Source organism: Variovorax sp. OK212 (genome assembly GCF_900112425.1).
GTDB lineage: Bacteria > Pseudomonadota > Gammaproteobacteria > Burkholderiales > Burkholderiaceae_C > Variovorax.
On the sequence record NZ_FOLP01000001.1, the window covers coordinates 1 to 18,918 of the forward strand.

Consider the following 18,918-nt stretch of genomic DNA (forward strand, 5'->3'; position numbering starts at 1 on the left):
CCCGATCGCGATGGAAGAAGGCCTGCGCTTCGCCATCCGTGAAGGCGGCCGCACCGTGGGTTCGGGCGTCGTGGCCAAGATCCTCGACATCTAAGTCGGGCGCAAAGAGTACCGGAGGGGTATAGCTCAATTGGCAGAGCGTCGGTCTCCAAAACCGAAGGTTGTAGGTTCGATTCCTACTGCCCCTGCCACCTAGGTGGCACCCCGAAAAGCCCGTCGTGTCCCGACGGGCTTCGGCGTCTGAAGAAGGCGCATTGAATTGAAGGCCTCAGGGCCACAGGAAATCAGCCGAACATGGCCACTTCTCAAATCGAAACCGTGAGCACCGGCGCCGACAAGGCGAAACTGGCCGCGGCCGTTGTGCTGGCAGTGGGCGCCATCGTGGCGTTCTATCTGCTGTCGCGCCAGGGCTCGCTGGTGCAATGGGCTGCGCTGCTGGTCGGCCTGGCCGCCGCAGTGGCTGCTTTCGGCAGTTCGGAGAATGGCCGCCAGTTGTGGGCCTTCGGCCGCGACTCGTGGCGCGAGGTCAAGAAGGTCGTGTGGCCGACCCGCAAGGAAGCGATGCAAATGACGGCCTACGTGTTCGCCTTCGTGGCGATCATGTCCGTCTTCCTCTGGCTCACCGACAAGACGCTCGAATGGGTGTTTTTCGACCTCATTCTGGGCTGGAGAAAATAAATGACCGACGACGCAGTTGAAACCACGCCAAGCACGCCGGAGGAAGAAAACACCTCCGTGCTGGCTCCCGCCGCCAACCCTGATCTGCGTTGGTACGTGGTCCATGCCTATTCGGGCATGGAAAAGGCTGTCGAGCGCAACATCACCGAGCGCATCAACCGCGCCGGCATGCAGGACAAGTTCGGCCGCATCCTGGTTCCGACCGAAGAAGTGGTCGAAATCAAGAACGGCCAGAAGCGCACCACCGAGCGCCGCTTCTTCCCGGGCTACGTGCTGGTCGAAATGATCATGGACGACGAGAGCTGGCACCTGGTGAAGCACACCAACAAGGTGACGGGTTTCGTGGGCGGCGCCAAGAACCGTCCGGCCCCGATCTCGCAGAAAGAGGTCGAGGACATCGTCAGCCAGATGCAGCAGGGCACCGAGAAGCCGCGCCACAAGGTCGAGTTCACCGTGGGTGAATTCGTGCGCGTCAAGGAAGGCCCGTTCACCGACTTCAACGGCACCGTCGAAGAAGTCAATTACGAGAAGAGCAAGGTCAGCGTGTCGGTCATGATTTTCGGCCGCGCGACACCTGTGGAACTCGAATTCAGCCAGGTCGAGAAGACCTGAGCCCCGGGCCGCAAGGCCCGCACCATTTTCGGCTGCGCGTTGTCCGACTCGGCGCGCGGCCTTGATCTCGAAGAGTCGTTAAACCCCGGGGAGCCTCGGCCACAGGCCAAGGCGATATCACCCGCAAGGAGCAAAGCATGGCGAAAAAAATCGTCGGCTTCATCAAGCTGCAAGTCCCAGCTGGTAAGGCCAACCCGTCCCCCCCGATCGGTCCCGCACTCGGTCAGCGCGGTCTGAACATCATGGAGTTCTGCAAGGCGTTCAACGCGCAAACCCAAGGCGTCGAGCCGGGTCTGCCGCTGCCGGTGGTCATCACCGCGTTCGCTGACAAGAGCTTCACCTTCATCATCAAGACGCCCCCGGCGATCACCTTGATCAAGAAGGCCATCAAGCTGGACAAGGGCTCGGCCCGCCCGCACACCGACAAGGTCGGCAAGATCACGCGCGCCCAGCTCGAAGAAATCGCCAAGGCCAAGATGAAGGACCTGACTGCCGCCGACCTCGACGCAGCAGTTCGTACCATCGCCGGCTCGGCCCGCTCGATGGGCGTGAATGTGGAGGGCGTGTAAATGTCCAAGATCACCAAGAAGCAAAAGTCGCTGCAAGGCAAGGTCGACAGCAACAAGCTGTACCCGCTGGTTGACGCGATCGTCATCGTCAAGGACGCGGCCACCGCCAAGTTCGACGAATCGATCGACGTGGCCGTGCAGCTCGGCATCGACGCGAAGAAGTCCGACCAGGTCGTGCGTGGCGCCGTCGTGCTGCCCAACGGCACCGGCAAGACCAAGCGCGTCGCCGTGTTCGCCCAAGGCGCCAAGGCTGAAGAAGCCAAGGCCGCCGGCGCCGACATCGTCGGCATGGACGACCTGGCTGCCATGGTCAAGGCTGGCGACATGCCTTTCGACGTCGTGATCGCCGCACCGGACGCCATGCGCGTCGTCGGTACGCTGGGTCAGATCCTCGGCCCGCGCGGCCTGATGCCCAACCCCAAGGTTGGCACGGTGACCCCGGACGTCGCCACGGCTGTGAAGAACGCCAAGGCTGGCCAGGTCCAGTTCCGCGTCGACAAGGCCGGCATCATCCACGGCACGATCGGCCGTCGTTCGTTCGACAACGACAAGCTGCAAGGCAACCTCGTTGCGCTGATCGATGCACTGGTCAAGGCCAAGCCGGCGACCAGCAAGGGCGTGTTCCTGCGCAAGGTCGCTGTGTCGTCGACCATGGGTCTGGGTGTCCGCGTGGACACGCAAACCATCTCGGCGAGCTAAAGAGATTGGCTCTGCCCGAAAGGGTGGGGCGAATGTGGTGGGTCGCGGCAGCTTCGGTTGCCGCGAGCCATCCAAGACCGCTGGTGTGCAGGGCGCTGCACTTAATCGCCGGATCGATCCTTCCGGTATCCAGCGCAGATGGCGATCCCGCTGCAAGGAATCAGTTTTTGTTCCGAAACAGTTGGTCGCTGCATGAAGCGCGATCCAAGGCCCCGGCCGAAGATCGCATTAAAAGGAGTAGACCTTGAGTCTGAATCGCAGTGAGAAAGAAGCGGTCATCAGTGATGTGACCAGCCTCGCCGCAAAAGCTCAAACGCTCGTGATGGCGGAATACCGTGGCATCTCGGTAGCCGATATGACCAAACTGCGCAGCGAAGCTCGCAGCAAGGGCGTGACCCTCAGCGTGTTGAAGAACACGCTGGCACGCCGTGCTGTGGCTGGTAGCGCATTTGAAGTCGTCGGTGACCAGATGACCGGTCCGCTGATCTACGGCTTTTCCGAAGACGCAGTGGCCGCCGCCAAGGTGGTGGCCGACTTCGCGAAGACCAACGACAAGTTGGTGATTCGCGGTGGCGCGTTTGGCGGCAAGGCCCTGGACGTCAATGGCGTGAAGCAACTGGCCAACATCCCTTCGAAGGAAGTGCTGCTGTCCCAATTGCTGGGCTTGATGCAATCCCCCGTTTCCCGTACGGCACGCGTTCTCGCGGCGCTGGCTGCGAAGCGTGGCGAAGGCGAAGCTGCACCCGTCGCCGATGCACCGGCAGAAGCGCAAGCCGCTTGAGCTTGCGTTTGAAATATTCAACCCAATTGTTAGGAAACAAAAATGGCATTCGATAAAGACGCATTTCTGACCGCGCTCGACAGCATGACGGTCCTGGAACTCAACGACCTGGTCAAGGCCATCGAAGAGAAGTTCGGCGTGAGCGCCGCAGCAATGGCCGCTCCGGCCGGCGCTGGTGGTGGCGCCGCTGCTGCTGCAGTGGAAGAACAGACCGAATTCAACGTCGTGCTGACCGATGTCGGCGCGAACAAGGTGTCGGTCATCAAGGCCGTGCGCGAAATCACCGGCCTGGGCCTCAAGGAAGCCAAGGACCTGGTGGAAGCCGCTCCCAAGGCTGTCAAGGAAGCCCTGTCCAAGGCTGACGCTGAAGCTGCAAAGAAAAAGCTGGAAGAAGCCGGCGCCAAGGTGGAACTGAAGTAATTCAGACCCCCTAGAGGGCTGGAGGTGCCTGAAAAGGCCCTCCAGCCTTTGCCGCTTTCAGAGCGCACCCAAAAGAGGCCGGCTTTCAGCTTCTTTTGAGTGTCTTCTGACCCCGACTGCAGAAGACCCCTTGGTTCGGGCGATGTGCAACGCATCGCCGTCCGCCAACGGCTGGTAGTGGCCAGCCGCCAAGGAGCAGTGGTGCCAAGGCACCTGAACAAGTCGCTGAAGATCTCAAGCTCCGGAGCTCTCATGGCCCAATCGTCCGCGTACAGTTACACCGAACGCAAGCGCATCCGAAAAAGTTTCGGTAACCGCGACAGCGTCGTTGAAATCCCCTACCTGCTGCAGATGCAGAAAGACGCGTACACCGCGTTCCTGCAAGCCGGCATCGCCCCCAAACAACGCACCGTCGAAGGCCTGCAGGCCGCGTTCGACGCTGCCTTCCCGATCGTCTCGCACAACGGTTTCGTCGAGATGAAGTTCCTCGAGTACAACCTGGCGAAGCCGGCGTTCGACGTGCGTGAGTGCCAGACCCGTGGTCTGACCTTCGCCTCGGCCGTGCGCGCCAAGGTTCAGCTCATCATCTATGACCGCGAGTCGTCGACGTCGCAGTCGAAGGTGGTCAAGGAAGTGAAGGAGCAAGAGGTCTACATGGGCGAAGTGCCGCTCATGACCGAGAAGGGCTCGTTCATCATCAACGGCACGGAACGCGTGATCGTGTCCCAGCTGCACCGTTCGCCGGGCGTGTTCTTCGAACACGACAAGGGCAAGACGCACAGCTCGGGCAAGCTGCTGTTCTCGGCCCGCGTGATCCCTTACCGCGGTTCGTGGCTCGACTTCGAATTCGACCCGAAGGACATGCTGTACTTCCGCGTGGACCGTCGCCGCAAGATGCCGGTCACGATCCTGCTGAAGGCCATCGGCCTGAACCCGGAATCGATCCTCGCGAACTTCTTCGTGAACGACAACTTCCGCCTGATGGACAGCGGCGCGCAGATGGAATTCGTTCCCGAGCGCCTGCGCGGCGAAGTCGCGCGCTTCGACATCACCGACAAGTCGGGCAAGGTCGTGGTCGCCAAGGACAAGCGCGTCACCGCGCGCCACACGCGTGAACTCGAGCAGGGCGGCACCACGCACATCAGCGTGCCGGAAGACTTCCTGGTCGGCCGCGTGATCGCCCGCAACATCGTCGACGCCGACTCCGGCGAAATCCTGTCCAAGGCCAACGACGAGCTGACCGAAGCGCTGCTGAAGAAGCTGCGCACGGCCGGCGTGCAAGACGTTCAGGTGATCTACACCAACGAACTCGACCAGGGTGCGTACATCTCGCAGACCCTGCGCATCGACGAAACGGTGGACGAATTCGCCGCGCGCGTGGCCATCTACCGCATGATGCGCCCCGGCGAGCCGCCGACGGAAGACGCGGTGCAGGCCCTGTTCCAGCGCCTGTTCTACAACCCGGACACGTACGACCTGTCGCGCGTGGGCCGCATGAAGTTCAACGCCAAGGTCGGCCGCGACGAATCGACCGGGCCGATGGTGCTGACCAACGAAGACATCCTGGCCGTGGTCAAGATCCTCGTGGATCTGCGCAACGGCAACGGCGAAGTCGACGACATCGATCACCTGGGCAACCGTCGCGTGCGTTGCGTCGGCGAACTGGCCGAAAACCAGTACCGCACCGGCCTGGCACGTATCGAGAAGGCCGTGAAGGAACGTCTGGGTCAAGCGGAGCAAGAGCCGCTGATGCCGCACGACCTGATCAACAGCAAGCCGATCTCGGCCGCGCTGAAGGAATTCTTCGGTGCCTCGCAGCTGTCGCAGTTCATGGACCAGACGAACCCGCTGTCCGAAATCACCCACAAGCGCCGCGTGTCGGCCCTTGGCCCGGGCGGTCTGACGCGCGAACGTGCAGGCTTCGAAGTGCGCGACGTGCACGTGACCCATTACGGCCGCGTGTGCCCGATCGAAACGCCTGAAGGCCCGAACATCGGTCTGATCAACTCGCTGGCCCTGTACGCCCGCCTGAACGAATACGGCTTCATCGAGACGCCGTACCGTCGCGTGGTGGACAGCAAGGTCACGATGGACATCGACTACCTGTCGGCCATCGAGGAAGGCAAGTACGTCATCGCCCAGGCCAACGCGGCCCTGGACAAGGACGGCGTGCTGACCGGCGACCTGGTTTCCGCGCGTGAAGCCGGCGAATCGATCCTGGTCGGTGCCGAGCGCATCCAGTACATGGACGTGTCGCCCGCGCAGATCGTGTCGGTGGCCGCATCGCTCGTGCCGTTCCTGGAGCACGATGACGCGAACCGCGCGCTGATGGGCGCCAACATGCAGCGTCAGGCCGTGCCTGTGCTGCGCCCCGAGAAGCCGATGGTCGGTACCGGTATCGAGCGCGTTTCCGCGGTCGACTCGGGCACCGTGGTCACGGCCACCCGCGGCGGTATCGTCGACTACGTCGACGCGACCCGTGTCGTGGTGCGCGTGAACGACGCCGAAGCGGCTGCCGGTGAAGTCGGTGTGGACATCTACAACCTGATCAAGTATCAGCGTTCGAACCAGAACACCAACATCCACCAGCGCCCCATCGTCAAGCGCGGCGACAAGATCGCCAAGGGCGACGTGGTGGCCGACGGCGCATCGACCGACCTCGGCGAACTGGCCCTCGGCCAGAACATGCTGATCGCGTTCATGCCCTGGAACGGCTACAACTTCGAAGACTCGATCCTGATCTCCGAACGCGTCGTCGCCGAAGACCGCTACACCTCGATCCACATCGAGGAACTGGTGGTGATGGCCCGCGACACCAAGCTGGGCGCCGAAGAAATCACGCGCGACATCCCGAACCTGGCCGAGCAGCAGCTCAATCGCCTCGACGAATCCGGCATCATCTATGTCGGCGCCGAAGTGCAGCCGGGCGACACGCTGGTGGGCAAGGTCACGCCGAAGGGCGAGACCACGCTGACGCCTGAAGAGAAGCTGCTTCGCGCCATCTTCGGCGAGAAGGCTTCCGACGTGAAGGACACCTCGCTGCGTGTGGACCAGGGTTCGCAGGGCACCGTGATCGACGTGCAGGTCTTCACCCGTGAAGGCATCACGCGCGACAAGCGCGCCCAGCAGATCATCGACGACGAACTCAAGCGCTTCCGCCTCGACCTGAACGACCAGCTGCGCATCGTCGAAGCCGACGCGTTCGACCGTATCGAGAAGCTGCTGACCGGCAAGGTCGCCAACGGCGGCCCGAACAAGCTGGCCAAGGGCACCAAGCTCGACAAGGCCTACCTGTCGTCGGTCGAGAAGTTCCACTGGTTCGACATCCGCCCGGCGGAAGACGAAGTGGCCACGCAGCTCGAGTCGATCAAGAACTCGCTGGAGCAGACGCGTCACAGCTTCGACCTCGCGTTCGAAGAAAAGCGCAAGAAGCTCACGCAGGGCGACGAGCTGCCCGCGGGCGTGCTCAAGATGGTCAAGGTCTACCTGGCCGTCAAGCGCCGCCTGCAACCCGGCGACAAGATGGCCGGCCGTCACGGCAACAAGGGTGTGGTGTCCAAGATCGTTCCGGTCGAAGACATGCCCCACATGGCCGACGGCACGCCGTGCGACATCTGCCTGAATCCGCTGGGCGTGCCTTCGCGGATGAACGTGGGCCAGGTGCTCGAAGTGCACCTGGGCTGGGCCGGCAAGGGCATCGGCCAGCGCATCGGCGACATGCTGCAGCAAGAGGCCAAGGTGGCCGAACTGCGCAAGTTCATGGAGCAGCTGTACAACGGCTCGGGCCGCAAGGAAGACATCGGCTCGCTGAGCGACACCGAACTGCTCGAGATGGCGGCGAACCTGCAGAACGGCGCGACCTTCGCGACGCCTGTGTTCGACGGCGCATCGGAAGAAGAAATCCGCGGCATGCTCAAGCTCGCCTACCCGGACGACATCGCCAAGCTCAAGGGCCTGACCGACACGCGCACCCAGGCGTATCTGTACGACGGCCGCACCGGCGACCAGTTCGATCGTCCCGTCACCGTCGGCTACATGCACTTCTTGAAGCTGCACCACTTGGTCGACGACAAGATGCACGCACGCTCGACCGGTCCGTACTCGTTGGTCACGCAGCAACCGCTGGGCGGCAAGGCGCAGTTCGGCGGCCAGCGTTTCGGGGAAATGGAAGTGTGGGCGCTGGAAGCTTACGGCGCCGCCTACGTCCTGCAGGAAATGCTGACGGTGAAGTCCGACGACGTGCAAGGCCGTACCAAGGTGTACGAGAGCATCGTCAAGGGCGAACACTCCATCGAAGCCGGCATGCCGGAATCGTTCAATGTGCTGGTCAAGGAAATCCGTTCCCTGGGCCTGGACATCGAACTCGAACGTTCTTAAGCGACAAGGAAAGAGTCACATGAAGTCATTACTCGACCTGTTCAAGCAATTCACGCCCGATGAGCATTTCGATGCCATCAAGATCGGCATGGCGTCGCCCGAGAAGATCCGCTCGTGGTCTTTCGGCGAAGTGAAGAAGCCGGAGACGATCAACTACCGCACGTTCAAGCCCGAGCGCGACGGCCTGTTCTGCGCGAAGATCTTCGGCCCCATCAAGGACTACGAGTGCCTGTGCGGCAAGTACAAGCGCCTGAAGCACCGCGGCGTGATCTGCGAGAAGTGCGGCGTTGAAGTCACGCAGACCAAGGTGCGTCGCGAGCGCATGGGTCACATCGACCTGGCCGCGCCCTGCGCCCACATCTGGTTCCTGAAGTCGCTGCCGTCGCGCCTGGGCCTCGTGCTCGACATGACGCTGCGCGACATCGAACGCGTGCTGTACTTCGAAGCCTACGTGATCACCGATCCCGGCATGACCCCGCTGAAGAAGTTCGGCATCATGTCCGAGGACGACTACGACGCGAAGCGCAAGGAATACGGTGACGAGTTCGTCGCCAAGATGGGCGCCGAAGGCATCAAGGACCTGCTGGAAGGCATCGAGCTCGACAGCGAGATCGAACGCCTGCGCGGCGACCTGACCGGCTCCGAAGTCAAGGTCAAGAAGAACTCCAAGCGCCTGAAGGTGCTGGAAGCCTTCCGCAAGTCGGGCATCAAGCCCGGCTGGATGGTGCTGGACGTGCTGCCCGTGCTGCCGCCGGACCTGCGTCCGCTGGTGCCGCTGGACGGCGGCCGCTTCGCGACCTCCGACCTGAACGACCTGTACCGCCGCGTCATCAACCGCAATTCGCGTCTGCGCCGCCTGCTGGAGCTGAAGGCTCCGGAAATCATCGCGCGCAACGAAAAGCGGATGCTGCAGGAAGCCGTCGACTCGCTGCTGGACAACGGCCGCCGTGGCAAGGCCATGACGGGCGCCAACAAGCGCGCGCTGAAGTCGCTGGCCGACATGATCAAGGGCAAGAGCGGCCGCTTCCGCCAGAATCTGCTGGGCAAGCGCGTCGACTACTCGGGCCGTTCGGTCATCGTGGTGGGCCCGACGCTCAAGCTGCACCAGTGCGGCCTGCCGAAGCTGATGGCGCTCGAGCTGTTCAAGCCCTTCATCTTCTCGCGCCTCGAAGCCATGGGCATCGCGACGACGATCAAGGCTGCCAAGAAGGAAGTCGAATCGGGCACGCCGGTGGTCTGGGACATCCTGGAAGAGGTCATCAAGGAGCACCCGGTCATGCTGAACCGCGCTCCGACGCTGCACCGTCTGGGCATCCAGGCCTTCGAACCGATCCTGATCGAAGGCAAGGCCATCCAGCTGCACCCGCTCGTCTGCGCGGCATTCAACGCCGACTTCGACGGCGACCAGATGGCCGTTCACGTGCCGCTGTCGGTGGAAGCGCAAATGGAAGCCCGCACGCTGATGCTGGCCTCCAACAACGTGCTGTTCCCGGCGTCGGGCGAACCGTCGATCGTTCCTTCGCAGGACGTGGTGCTGGGTCTGTACTACACGACCCGCGACCGCATCAACGGCAAGGGCGAGGGCCTGATCTTCTCCGACATCGGTGAAGTGCAGCGCGCGCTGGACGCCAACGAAGTCGAACTCACCGCCAAGGTGGCAGTGCGTATCACGGAGTACACCAAGGACAAGGAAACCGGCGTGTTCACGCCGTCGACCTCGCTCGTGGACACCACCGTGGGCCGTGCCCTGCTGTCCGAGATCCTGCCGAAGGGCCTGCCGTTCTCGAACATCAACAAGGCGCTGAAGAAGAAGGAAATCTCCAAGCTCATCAACGTCTCGTTCCGCAAGTGCGGCCTGAAAGAGACCGTCGTGTTCGCCGACAAGCTGCTGCAAAACGGCTTCCGTCTGGCGACCAAGGCCGGTATCTCGATCGCCATCGACGACATGCTGGTGCCCGCCGAGAAGCACGGCATCATCGAGCGCTCCGCCAAGGAAGTGAAGGAGATCGAGCAGCAGTACGTGTCCGGTCTGGTGACCTCCGGCGAACGCTACAACAAGGTGGTGGACATCTGGGGCAAGGCCGGCGACGAAGTGTCGAAGGTGATGATGGCCAAGCTCTCCAAGCAGAAGGTCATCGACCGTCACGGCAAGGAAGTCGAGCAGGAGTCCTTCAACTCGATCTACATGATGGCCGACTCCGGCGCCCGCGGTTCCGCGGCCCAGATTCGCCAGGTGGCCGGTATGCGGGGCCTGATGGCCAAGCCGGACGGCTCGATCATCGAGACGCCCATTACCGCGAACTTCCGCGAAGGCCTGAACGTGCTGGAGTACTTCATCTCCACCCACGGTGCCCGTAAGGGTCTGGCCGACACGGCACTGAAGACGGCGAACTCGGGCTACCTGACCCGTCGTCTGGTCGACGTGACGCAAGACCTGGTGGTGACCGAGCAGGACTGCGGCACGCACGGCGGCTACCTGATGCGCGCGATCGTCGAAGGCGGTGAAGTGATCGAGTCGCTGCGCGACCGTATCCTCGGCCGCTCGGCTGCGGACGACGTGCTGCACCCGGAAAACCGCTCGGTGCTGCTGAAGGCCGGCTCGATGTTCGACGAAGACAACATCGAAGTGCTGGAAGCGCAAGGCGTCGACGAGGTCAAGGTCCGCACCGCGCTGACCTGCGAAACCCGTTTCGGCATCTGCGCCACCTGCTACGGTCGCGACCTGGGCCGCGGCGGCCTGATCAACATCGGCGAAGCCGTCGGTGTGATCGCCGCCCAGTCCATCGGCGAACCCGGCACGCAGCTGACGATGCGTACGTTCCACATCGGTGGTGCCGCTTCGCGCGCTGCCATCGCCTCGAGCGTGGAAGCCAAGTCGAACGGTTCGATCGGCTTCAACGCCACGATGCGCTACGTGACCAACAGCAAGGGCGAGCTGGTCGTGATTTCGCGTTCGGGCGAGATCGTCATTCATGACGAGCACGGCCGTGAGCGCGAACGTCACAAGGTGCCGTACGGCGCGATCCTGGCCGTCAAGGCCGACCAGCAGATCAAGGCCGGCCACGTGCTTGCCAACTGGGATCCGCTGACCCGACCGATCATTACCGAGTTCGCCGGCAAGACGCAGTTCGAAAACGTCGAGGAAGGCCTCACGGTTGCGAAGCAGGTGGACGAAGTGACCGGTCTGTCGACCCTGGTGGTGATCGACCCGAAGCGCCGCGGCGCTGCCAAGGTCGTTCGCCCGCAGGTCAAGCTGATCGACGCGCAAGGCCAGGAAGTGAAGATCCCCGGCACCGACCACTCGGTGACGATCGGCTTCCCCATTGGCTCGCTGGTGCAGATCCGCGACGGCCAGGACGTGGGCCCCGGCGAAGTGCTGGCGCGTATTCCGGTCGAAGGCCAGAAGACCCGCGACATTACCGGCGGTCTGCCGCGTGTGGCCGAGCTGTTCGAAGCCCGTTCGCCGAAGGACAAGGGCATGCTGGCCGAAATGACCGGTACCGTGTCGTTCGGTAAGGAGACCAAGGGCAAGATCCGCCTGCAGATCACCGATCCCGAAGGCGGCGTCTACGAAGACCTCGTGCCGAAGGAAAAGAACATCCTGGTGCACGAAGGCCAGGTGGTGAACAAGGGCGAAAGCGTGGTCGATGGTCCGGCGGACCCGCAGGACATCCTGCGCCTGCTGGGTTCGGAAGAACTCGCGCGCTACATCGTGGACGAAGTGCAGGACGTGTACCGCTTGCAGGGTGTGAAGATCAACGACAAGCACATCGAGGTGATCGTTCGCCAGATGCTGCGCCGCGTCGTGGTCGACAACATCGGCGAGACGAACTACATCTCCGGCGAACAGGTCGAACGCAGCGAAATGCTCAACACCAACGACGCCCTGCGCGCCGAAGGCAAGATCCCCGCGACGTTCACCAACCTGCTGCTGGGTATCACGAAGGCGTCGCTGTCGACCGACTCGTTCATCTCGGCTGCTTCGTTCCAGGAAACGACGCGCGTGCTGACCGAAGCCGCGATCATGGGCAAGCGCGACGAGCTGCGCGGTCTGAAGGAAAACGTGATCGTCGGCCGCCTGATTCCCGCAGGCACCGGCATGGCGTACCACCAGGCACGCAAGGTCAAGGACGCCATGGATGAAGCCGAGCGCCGCGCCATTGCCGAGTCGGAAGCCGCCGAAATGGCAGCCTCCAGCGACAGCAGCGATGCAGCAGCCACGGTGGACGCCAGCGAAGGCGCCGCAACCGAATAACTGGTTAGCATCACCGGCCATGACCGGTACACACGCCCCCCGACCGCTCCCGGTTGGGGGGCGTTTTTCTTTGTGTTTTCCATGAGGCCTTGTTGTCGATGAGTCTGTTGCCCGAATCGCTGGCCAGCTGGATCGTGATCGCGGTGCTGCTGTTCTGGTTTGTCGGCGCCTACAACCGGCTGGTGCGTTTGCGCGCCGCCGTCCTGCAGGCCTACGGCGCGCTCGATGCGGCCTTGGCCAGGCAATTGGATTTCGTGCAGACCAGCATCACCACCGGCCCGCCGCCGGAGGTCGCGCCGACGGGCGAGTCGCTGTCGACCATCGCGCCGCTGCAGGCCGCGACCACGCAGCTGTCGACCTTGCTGGGCGCCACGCGCACGCGCCCGCTGGACGCCGGCGTGATGGCGGCGCTGGCCACCGCGCTGCAGGTGTGGATCAATGCATGGCGGCGCCAGCACCCCGACGACGTGACGGTGTTCGACGCCGACGGCACACTGTCGCGGCCCGCGCAGCTGATGCCGGCTGGCGTGAGCGGTATGAACGGTATGAGCGGCGTGCCGGCCGCGATCGAACCGATCGCGTGGCCCGAACCCTCGGCGGCCGCGGAAATCGCGCGCAACCAGTTCAACCAGGCGGTGGGGCACTACAACGCCGCGATCGCACAGTTCCCGGCGCTGCTGGTGGCATGGGCCGTGCGTCTGCGTCCGGCCGCGCCGCTGCTCTGAACGGGGCACCCGGCCCGGTCTTTTCTTTCCATTGCGAGGCGTCCGGCTTTTGGGGCGCCCGTTACCATCGCCCCAACTTGTCAGAACTACATTCCGATTCTTCGAGCAGCAGCGGCGCCCCGGCGCAGCAACCTCCGCTCTGGCGCCAACTGCAACTGACCGCGGTGGCGCTGGCGTCGATCCGCGCCGGTACCTCCGGCTCGGTGGCGTTCGAGGCGGTCGAGCCTGCGATGCGCCCCGGCGTGCAGGCGCTCGGCTTCCAGGTGCTGCGCTGGCTCGGCCGCGCCGAGGCGCTGCGCCGCCACCTGGCCAAGCGCACGCCGCCGCCGCTGCCCGACGCCTTGCTGTGCACCGCGCTGGCGCTGGCGTGGGACGGCGAGCGCGCCCCCTACGAGCCCTTCACGCTGGTCGACCAGGCGGTCGAGGCCGCCAAGCGCAACCCCGCCACGCGGGCGCAGGCCAGCTTCATCAACGCCTGCCTGCGGCGCTTCCTGCGCGAGCGCGACGAGCTGGTGGCCGCCACCGACACCGAACCCGTTGCGCAGTGGAATCACCCGCGCTGGTGGATCGAGCGCCTCAAGCGCGACCATCCGCGCGAGTGGCAGCGGGTGCTGGGCGCCGACAACGCGCAGGCGCCGATGACGCTGCGCGTCAACGCCCGCAAGTCGACCGCGGCCTCGTACCTGGTGGAGCTGGAGGCTGCCGGCTTCGCGGCCACCCGCGTCGGCCCCGCCGGCCTGCAACTGGCGCGCGCCCGGCCGGTGCAGCAACTGCCCGGTTTTGCCGAAGGCGCCAGTTCGGTGCAGGACGCTGCCGCGCAAATGGCCGCGCCGCTGCTGCTCGACCGCCTGCTGCCGCTCGCGCCCGGCGCCGCGCCGCTGCGCGTGCTCGACGCCTGCGCCGCGCCCGGCGGCAAGACCGCGCACCTGCTCGAGCTGGCTGGCCCCGAGGCTGTCGACGTGATTGCGCTGGAGGTCGACGCCGTGCGCGCCCGCCGCATCGACGACACGCTGGCGCGCATCGGCCTGCCGGCCAAGGTGGTGGTGGCCGACGCCTCGCGCCCCGCCCAGTGGTGGGACGGCACGCCGTTCGACGCCATCCTGCTCGACGCACCGTGCACCGCATCGGGCATCGTGCGCCGCCATCCCGACGTCCGCTGGCTGCGCCGCGAGAGCGACACCGCGCAACTGGCTGCCCAGCAGGCCGCATTGCTGGCCGCCTTGTGGCCGCTGGTGCGGCCGGGCGGACGCCTTCTCTACTGCACCTGCTCCGTGTTTCGCGAAGAGGGTTCGCAACAAATTGATGCGTTTCTTGTACACAACACCGACGCACGTTTGCTGCCGTCGCCAGGCCATTTGCTGCCCCAAAGCGGGTCGAATGGCCGCAGCGTCCCGGACAATCCCTCTGGTGACCACGACGGTTTCTTCTACGCCCTGCTCGAAAAGCGCCCGCACTGATCGCCGCCGGCCGGCCCTGCTGGCCGTGCTGCTGTGGGTATGGGTGATGTGGATGGCCTGGCTGCCGGCTCCGGCGGTGGCCCAGGGCCGCAGTGGCGCGTCGATCACCCAGATGCGCCTCGAGCAGGCCGACGACGGCGTCTATTTCAGCGCCGCCGTGCAGTTCGATCTGCCCTCGCTGGTCGAGGAGGTGCTCGACAAGGGCATCGCCATCTATTTCGTGGCCGAGGCCGAGGTGTTCCAGGAGCGCTGGTACTGGACCGACCGCAAGGTCGCCCAGGTCACGCGCCACATGCGCCTGGCCTACCAGCCGCTCACGCGGCGCTGGCGGCTCAACGTGTCGGCGGCGCCCATGACCGGCGCGGCCGGCCTGGGCATTTCGCTGAACCAGAATTTCGACACCCTGAGCGACGCGCTCGACGCCATCAAGCGCGTCGGCCGCCTGCGGCTCGGCGACGCGGCCGAGATCGGCGACGACCCGCAGCAGCAGGTCACCTTCCGCTTCCGGCTCGACACCTCGCAGCTGCCGCGCCCCTTCCAGATCGGCGTGGTCGGGCAGAACGACTGGAACATTGCCGCCGAGCGCTCGGCCAAGCTCACTGTGGAGAAGCAGAAGTGAGCACTTCCGGGCGCAGCGGCGCAGCGGCCACGCCGGCCGCACGCCGCGCGCGGGCCACGCGCTGGGCCGTCGGCGTCGGCGCGGCACTGGTCACGGCCATCGGCCTGGTGCTGATGTTCCTGCTCGCGCAGGCCACCAACAACCGCGCGCTGTACGAGCGCTACTACGTGCGCCTGTTCGGCATCAACGTGGTGGTGGCGGTGCTGCTGGTGCTGGTGATCGGCTGGGTCGCCTTCCGCCTGCTGCGGCGCCTGCGGCAGGGCAAGTTCGGCAGCCGCCTGCTGATCAAGCTGGCGGCCATCTTCGCGCTGGTGGGCGTGGTGCCCGGGGCGTTGGTCTACGTGGTGTCCTACCAGTTCGTGGCGCGCTCGATCGAGAGCTGGTTCGACGTCAAGGTCGAGGGCGCGCTCGACGCCGGCCTGAACCTCGGGCGCGCCACGCTCGATTCGCTGACCGACGACCTCGCGGTGAAGACGCGCAGCGCCAGTTCGCAGCTCGCGCAGGTGTCCGATGCCAGCGCGGGCCTGATGCTCGAGCGCATCCGCGACCAGCTCGAGGCCAGCGACGTGGTGCTCTGGACCGGCAGCGGGCAACTGGTGGCCAGCGCCGGTGCCTCGCGCTTCCAGCTCAACCCCGACCGGCCGACCGCGCAGCAGTTCCGCCAGGTTCGCCCCGAGCGTGCCGTGGCGCACGTCGAGGGGCTGGACGAAACCGTCGCGCCGGGCGCGACCCCGCCGGTGGCGAGCGTGCGCGCGCTGGCCATGGTGCAGCGCCCCGGCTTCGACTTCGACACCGCGCCGCGCTACCTGCAGGTCACGCGGGCGTTGCCACCGGCCGTGGTGGCCAACGCGCTCGCGGTGCAGGAGGCCAACCGCGAATACCAGGAGCGGGCGCTGGCGCGCGAGGGCCTGCGCCGCATGTACATCGGCACGCTCACGCTGAGCCTGTTCCTCGCCGTGTTCGGCGCGGTGCTGCTGGCCGTGCTGTTCGGCAACCAGCTGGCGCGGCCGCTGCTCGTGCTGGCCGACGGCGTGCGCCAGGTGGCCGCCGGCGACCTGCGGCCCACCGCCGTATTGCAGGGCAAGGACGAGCTGGGCGGCCTCACGCGCTCGTTCGCCGTCATGACGCAGCAACTGGCCGACGCCCGCGGCGCGGTCGAGAAGACCATGGGCCAGCTCGACGCCGCGCGCGCCAACCTGCAGACCATCCTGGACAACCTCACGTCGGGTGTGATCGTGCTCGACGCCAAGGGCATCGTGCTGTCGACCAACCCCGGCGCCACGCGCGTGCTGCGCGCGCCGATGGCCGCCTACGAAGGGCAGGCGCTGGCCGACGTGCCGGGCCTGGCCGACTTCGGCGCCAGGGTGCAGCAGCAGTTCGACGACTTCCTCGTCGAGCGCATGCAGCACGGCCTGGACCACTGGCAGCACGCCTTCGAGCTTCACGCCTCGGGCAACGACCTGCCGCAGCAGGACAGCGCCATCAACATCGTGGCGCGCGGCGCCGAGCTGCCCGGTGCCGCGCGGCTGCTGGTGTTCGACGACATCTCGGAAATCGTCTCGGCCCAGCGCGCACAGGCCTGGGGCGAGGTGGCGCGCCGCCTGGCGCACGAGATCAAGAACCCGCTCACGCCCATCCAGCTGTCGGCCGAGCGGCTCGAGATGAAGCTCTCGGGCAAGGTGCCGCCTCCGGAGCAGGCCATCCTGGTGAAGTCGGTGAAGACCATCGTCGACCAGGTCGATGCGATGAAGCGGCTGGTGAACGAATTCCGCGACTACGCGCGGCTGCCCGCGGCCGACCTGAAGCCGGTCGACCTGAACGCATTGCTGACCGACGTGCTCCAGCTCTATCACGTGGAGAACCTGCCCATCACGCTGCGCTCCGAACTCGACGAGCGCTGCCCGCCGGTTCGCGGCGACGCGCAGCAGATCCGCCAGGTCATACACAACCTGTTGCAAAACGCCCAGGACGCCGCAGAGGCGGCCGCCGTCGTCACCGGCAAGATGGGCGAGGTGGTCATTCGCACGCGGCTCGGCGATTCGGGCCAGCGCGTGCGCCTGACGGTGCAGGACAGCGGCCCCGGCTTTGCCGACAACATCCTGAAGCGCGCGTTCGAGCCGTACGTCACCACGAAAACAAAAGGTACCGGTTTGGGCCTTGCGGTGGTCAAGAAAATTGCCGATGAACACGGTGCGCGCATCGAGCTTTCGAACCGCGTGGTGGACGGGGCTGTAGCAGGGGCGCAAGTCTCGCTATCATTCGCGCTGGCAAGCGAGCCGCGGGCAGCGGTCGCTCACACCGAAGATTCGAAGTCTTCTGCCGCCTGAGCACACGCGATTCCGTCGCACAGGCGACGGATCGGCCGGCGGACCTCAACACATCTTGCAGACACCAGCGCACACAATAAGCAGCACTCATGGCAAACATTCTCGTGGTCGATGACGAGCTGGGCATCCGGGACCTGCTCTTCGAAATTCTCAATGACGAAGGCCACAACGTGGAGCTCGCGGAAAACGCCGCCGAAGCACGCGCTGCGCGCCAGCGTGCACGGCCCGACCTCGTGCTGCTCGACATCTGGATGCCGGACACCGACGGCGTCACGCTGCTCAAGGAGTGGTCCACCTCGGGCCTGCTGAGCATGCCGGTGATCATGATGAGCGGCCACGCCACCATCGACACCGCGGTCGACGCGACGCGCATCGGCGCCTTCGCCTTCCTCGAGAAGCCGATCACCATGCAGAAGCTGCTCAAGGCGGTGGAGCAGGGCCTGGCACGCGAGAGCGCACGCCGCGCCGCCGCTGGCGTGGTGCCCGCGCCCGTCACCGGCACGCAGGCCGCGGCGATCACCACCACGGGCGACAGCCTGCTGATGGCATCGCTGGCGTCCGTGCCCGTGGCCGAGACCGGCCCGCAATCGACCCAGAGCTTCGACCTCGACCGCCCGCTGCGCGATGCGCGCGACGGTTTCGAGAAGGCTTACTTCGAGTTCCACCTGGCGATGGAGAACGGTTCGATGACGCGCGTGGCCGAGAAAACCGGCCTCGAGCGGACCCATCTCTACAGAAAACTCAAACAACTTGGTGTGGATCTTTCCCGAGGACGCAGAAGCGCTGTATAATTCGAGGCTGCACACAATTGCAATGGCCCGGTAGCTCAGTTGGTAGAGCAGCGGATTGAAAATCCGCGTGTCGGTGGTTCGATTCCGCCCCAGGCCACCAAATCAAAGCCCCTGATTCTGAAAAGAGTCAGGGGCTTTTCGCTTGTGGCGCCGCTTCAGCCAACCGCGCCCCCCGCGCGCGACCCATGACTTTCGTCACTTACGCCCGCAGCAGGCGCTGGCTAGCATCGCAGGCTGCCCGGCATTGGAGCCGGTCTTTCACCGAGATCGACGCCACCCCGCCATGCCGGCCCCCTTGTTCCGACCCGCCCTCGAATACCTCAGCGTGGAGCACGGCGTGCCCGCCAAGTTTCGCGCACGTGTGTCGTACCAGGGAAAGATCGGCGTCATCACGCGTTCCAGCGGCGACTGCGTGCGGGTCAAGTTCGAGGGCTCGCGCTACGGTGTGCCGATCCATCCGACGGAACTGATCTACCTCGACGCCGACCCGGCGCCGGGCGCGTAAGCCGGCCTGCCCGGTTCCGCCGCGGCCCCACCGGCGACTGCCGCTATGGCAAATGTCCTGCACCCGTCGTCGCCGGCGGATGGCGGTGCGGCAGCGCCGCGCA

At 65.1% G+C, this 18,918-nt stretch carries 14 protein-coding genes, 2 tRNA genes and 1 pseudogene; all 17 read left to right on the top strand.

Annotation, left to right across the window (positions count from 1 at the left end; all coding sequences use genetic code 11):
- Window positions 1-94: pseudogene (locus tag BM004_RS00005) on the top strand (elongation factor Tu); the annotation flags it as partial.
- Between the two features lie 21 nt (window positions 95-115).
- Window positions 116-191 (top strand) — tRNA-Trp (locus BM004_RS00010).
- A gap of 103 nt (window positions 192-294) precedes the next feature.
- Window positions 295-678 carry a preprotein translocase subunit SecE gene (gene secE, locus BM004_RS00015; RefSeq protein ID WP_093126729.1) on the top strand — a complete coding sequence of 128 codons (384 nt, stop codon included), beginning with the start codon at window positions 295-297 and terminating at the stop codon, window positions 676-678.
- Entirely contained in the window at window positions 679-1,290 is a 612-nt protein-coding gene (gene nusG, locus BM004_RS00020; protein ID WP_081269556.1) for a transcription termination/antitermination protein NusG, read from the top strand.
- A gap of 137 nt (window positions 1,291-1,427) precedes the next feature.
- Window positions 1,428-1,859: a 50S ribosomal protein L11 gene (gene rplK / locus BM004_RS00025; RefSeq protein ID WP_056584627.1), complete on the top strand. Its 432-nt coding sequence runs from the start codon at window positions 1,428-1,430 to the stop codon at window positions 1,857-1,859.
- Entirely contained in the window at window positions 1,860-2,558 is a 699-nt protein-coding gene (rplA, locus tag BM004_RS00030) for a 50S ribosomal protein L1 (RefSeq protein ID WP_093126727.1), read from the top strand.
- Between the two features lie 244 nt (window positions 2,559-2,802).
- The gene (rplJ, locus tag BM004_RS00035; protein WP_056512894.1) at window positions 2,803-3,339 is read left to right on the top strand and encodes a 50S ribosomal protein L10; all 537 of its coding nucleotides are present in this window, start codon (window positions 2,803-2,805) and stop codon (window positions 3,337-3,339) included.
- Window positions 3,340-3,381: 42 nt separating this feature from the next.
- Window positions 3,382-3,759, top strand: a complete 378-nt coding sequence (rplL, locus tag BM004_RS00040; protein ID WP_093126724.1) for a 50S ribosomal protein L7/L12 — start codon at window positions 3,382-3,384, stop codon at window positions 3,757-3,759.
- Window positions 3,760-4,011: 252 nt separating this feature from the next.
- Complete coding sequence (rpoB, locus tag BM004_RS00045) at window positions 4,012-8,136, top strand: DNA-directed RNA polymerase subunit beta (RefSeq protein ID WP_093126721.1); 4,125 nt, start codon at window positions 4,012-4,014, stop codon at window positions 8,134-8,136.
- Window positions 8,137-8,155: 19 nt separating this feature from the next.
- Entirely contained in the window at window positions 8,156-12,391 is a 4,236-nt protein-coding gene (rpoC, locus tag BM004_RS00050) for a DNA-directed RNA polymerase subunit beta' (protein WP_093126719.1), read from the top strand.
- Window positions 12,392-12,489: 98 nt separating this feature from the next.
- The gene (locus BM004_RS00055) at window positions 12,490-13,116 is read left to right on the top strand and encodes a LemA family protein (protein ID WP_093210493.1); all 627 of its coding nucleotides are present in this window, start codon (window positions 12,490-12,492) and stop codon (window positions 13,114-13,116) included.
- A 77-nt stretch (window positions 13,117-13,193) separates the two neighbouring features.
- Window positions 13,194-14,573: a 16S rRNA (cytosine(967)-C(5))-methyltransferase RsmB gene (rsmB, locus tag BM004_RS00060; RefSeq protein ID WP_093210495.1), complete on the top strand. Its 1,380-nt coding sequence runs from the start codon at window positions 13,194-13,196 to the stop codon at window positions 14,571-14,573.
- 52 nt (window positions 14,574-14,625) lie between these two features.
- Complete coding sequence (locus BM004_RS00065) at window positions 14,626-15,192, top strand: DUF4390 domain-containing protein (RefSeq protein ID WP_177206375.1); 567 nt, start codon at window positions 14,626-14,628, stop codon at window positions 15,190-15,192.
- Window positions 15,189-17,519 (top strand): sensor histidine kinase, encoded by a 2,331-nt coding sequence (locus BM004_RS00070; RefSeq protein WP_093126708.1) that lies wholly within the window; start codon window positions 15,189-15,191, stop codon window positions 17,517-17,519. Before BM004_RS00065 ends, BM004_RS00070 begins: the two co-directional genes overlap by 4 nt.
- Before the next feature lie 89 nt (window positions 17,520-17,608).
- Window positions 17,609-18,310 (top strand): response regulator, encoded by a 702-nt coding sequence (locus BM004_RS00075; protein ID WP_093126705.1) that lies wholly within the window; start codon window positions 17,609-17,611, stop codon window positions 18,308-18,310.
- Between the two features lie 24 nt (window positions 18,311-18,334).
- Window positions 18,335-18,410 (top strand) — tRNA-Phe (locus BM004_RS00080).
- Between the two features lie 183 nt (window positions 18,411-18,593).
- Complete coding sequence (locus BM004_RS00085) at window positions 18,594-18,815, top strand: hypothetical protein (protein WP_093210497.1); 222 nt, start codon at window positions 18,594-18,596, stop codon at window positions 18,813-18,815.
- Window positions 18,816-18,918 lie beyond the last annotated feature (103 nt).

What these genes read in the sequence shown, in the direction of transcription:
- secE (WP_093126729.1), top strand. Translation starts at nt 295, where the DNA reads ATGGCCACTTCTCAAATCGAAACCGTGAGCACCGGCGCCGACAAGGCG.
- nusG (WP_081269556.1), top strand. Translation starts at nt 679, where the DNA reads ATGACCGACGACGCAGTTGAAACCACGCCAAGCACGCCGGAGGAAGAA.
- rplK (WP_056584627.1), top strand. Translation starts at nt 1,428, where the DNA reads ATGGCGAAAAAAATCGTCGGCTTCATCAAGCTGCAAGTCCCAGCTGGT.
- rplA (WP_093126727.1), top strand. Translation starts at nt 1,860, where the DNA reads ATGTCCAAGATCACCAAGAAGCAAAAGTCGCTGCAAGGCAAGGTCGAC.
- rplL (WP_093126724.1), top strand. Translation starts at nt 3,382, where the DNA reads ATGGCATTCGATAAAGACGCATTTCTGACCGCGCTCGACAGCATGACG.
- rpoB (WP_093126721.1), top strand. Translation starts at nt 4,012, where the DNA reads ATGGCCCAATCGTCCGCGTACAGTTACACCGAACGCAAGCGCATCCGA.
- rpoC (WP_093126719.1), top strand. Translation starts at nt 8,156, where the DNA reads ATGAAGTCATTACTCGACCTGTTCAAGCAATTCACGCCCGATGAGCAT.
- BM004_RS00055 (WP_093210493.1), top strand. Translation starts at nt 12,490, where the DNA reads ATGAGTCTGTTGCCCGAATCGCTGGCCAGCTGGATCGTGATCGCGGTG.
- BM004_RS00065 (WP_177206375.1), top strand. Translation starts at nt 14,626, where the DNA reads ATGGCCTGGCTGCCGGCTCCGGCGGTGGCCCAGGGCCGCAGTGGCGCG.
- BM004_RS00075 (WP_093126705.1), top strand. Translation starts at nt 17,609, where the DNA reads ATGGCAAACATTCTCGTGGTCGATGACGAGCTGGGCATCCGGGACCTG.
- BM004_RS00085 (WP_093210497.1), top strand. Translation starts at nt 18,594, where the DNA reads ATGCCGGCCCCCTTGTTCCGACCCGCCCTCGAATACCTCAGCGTGGAG.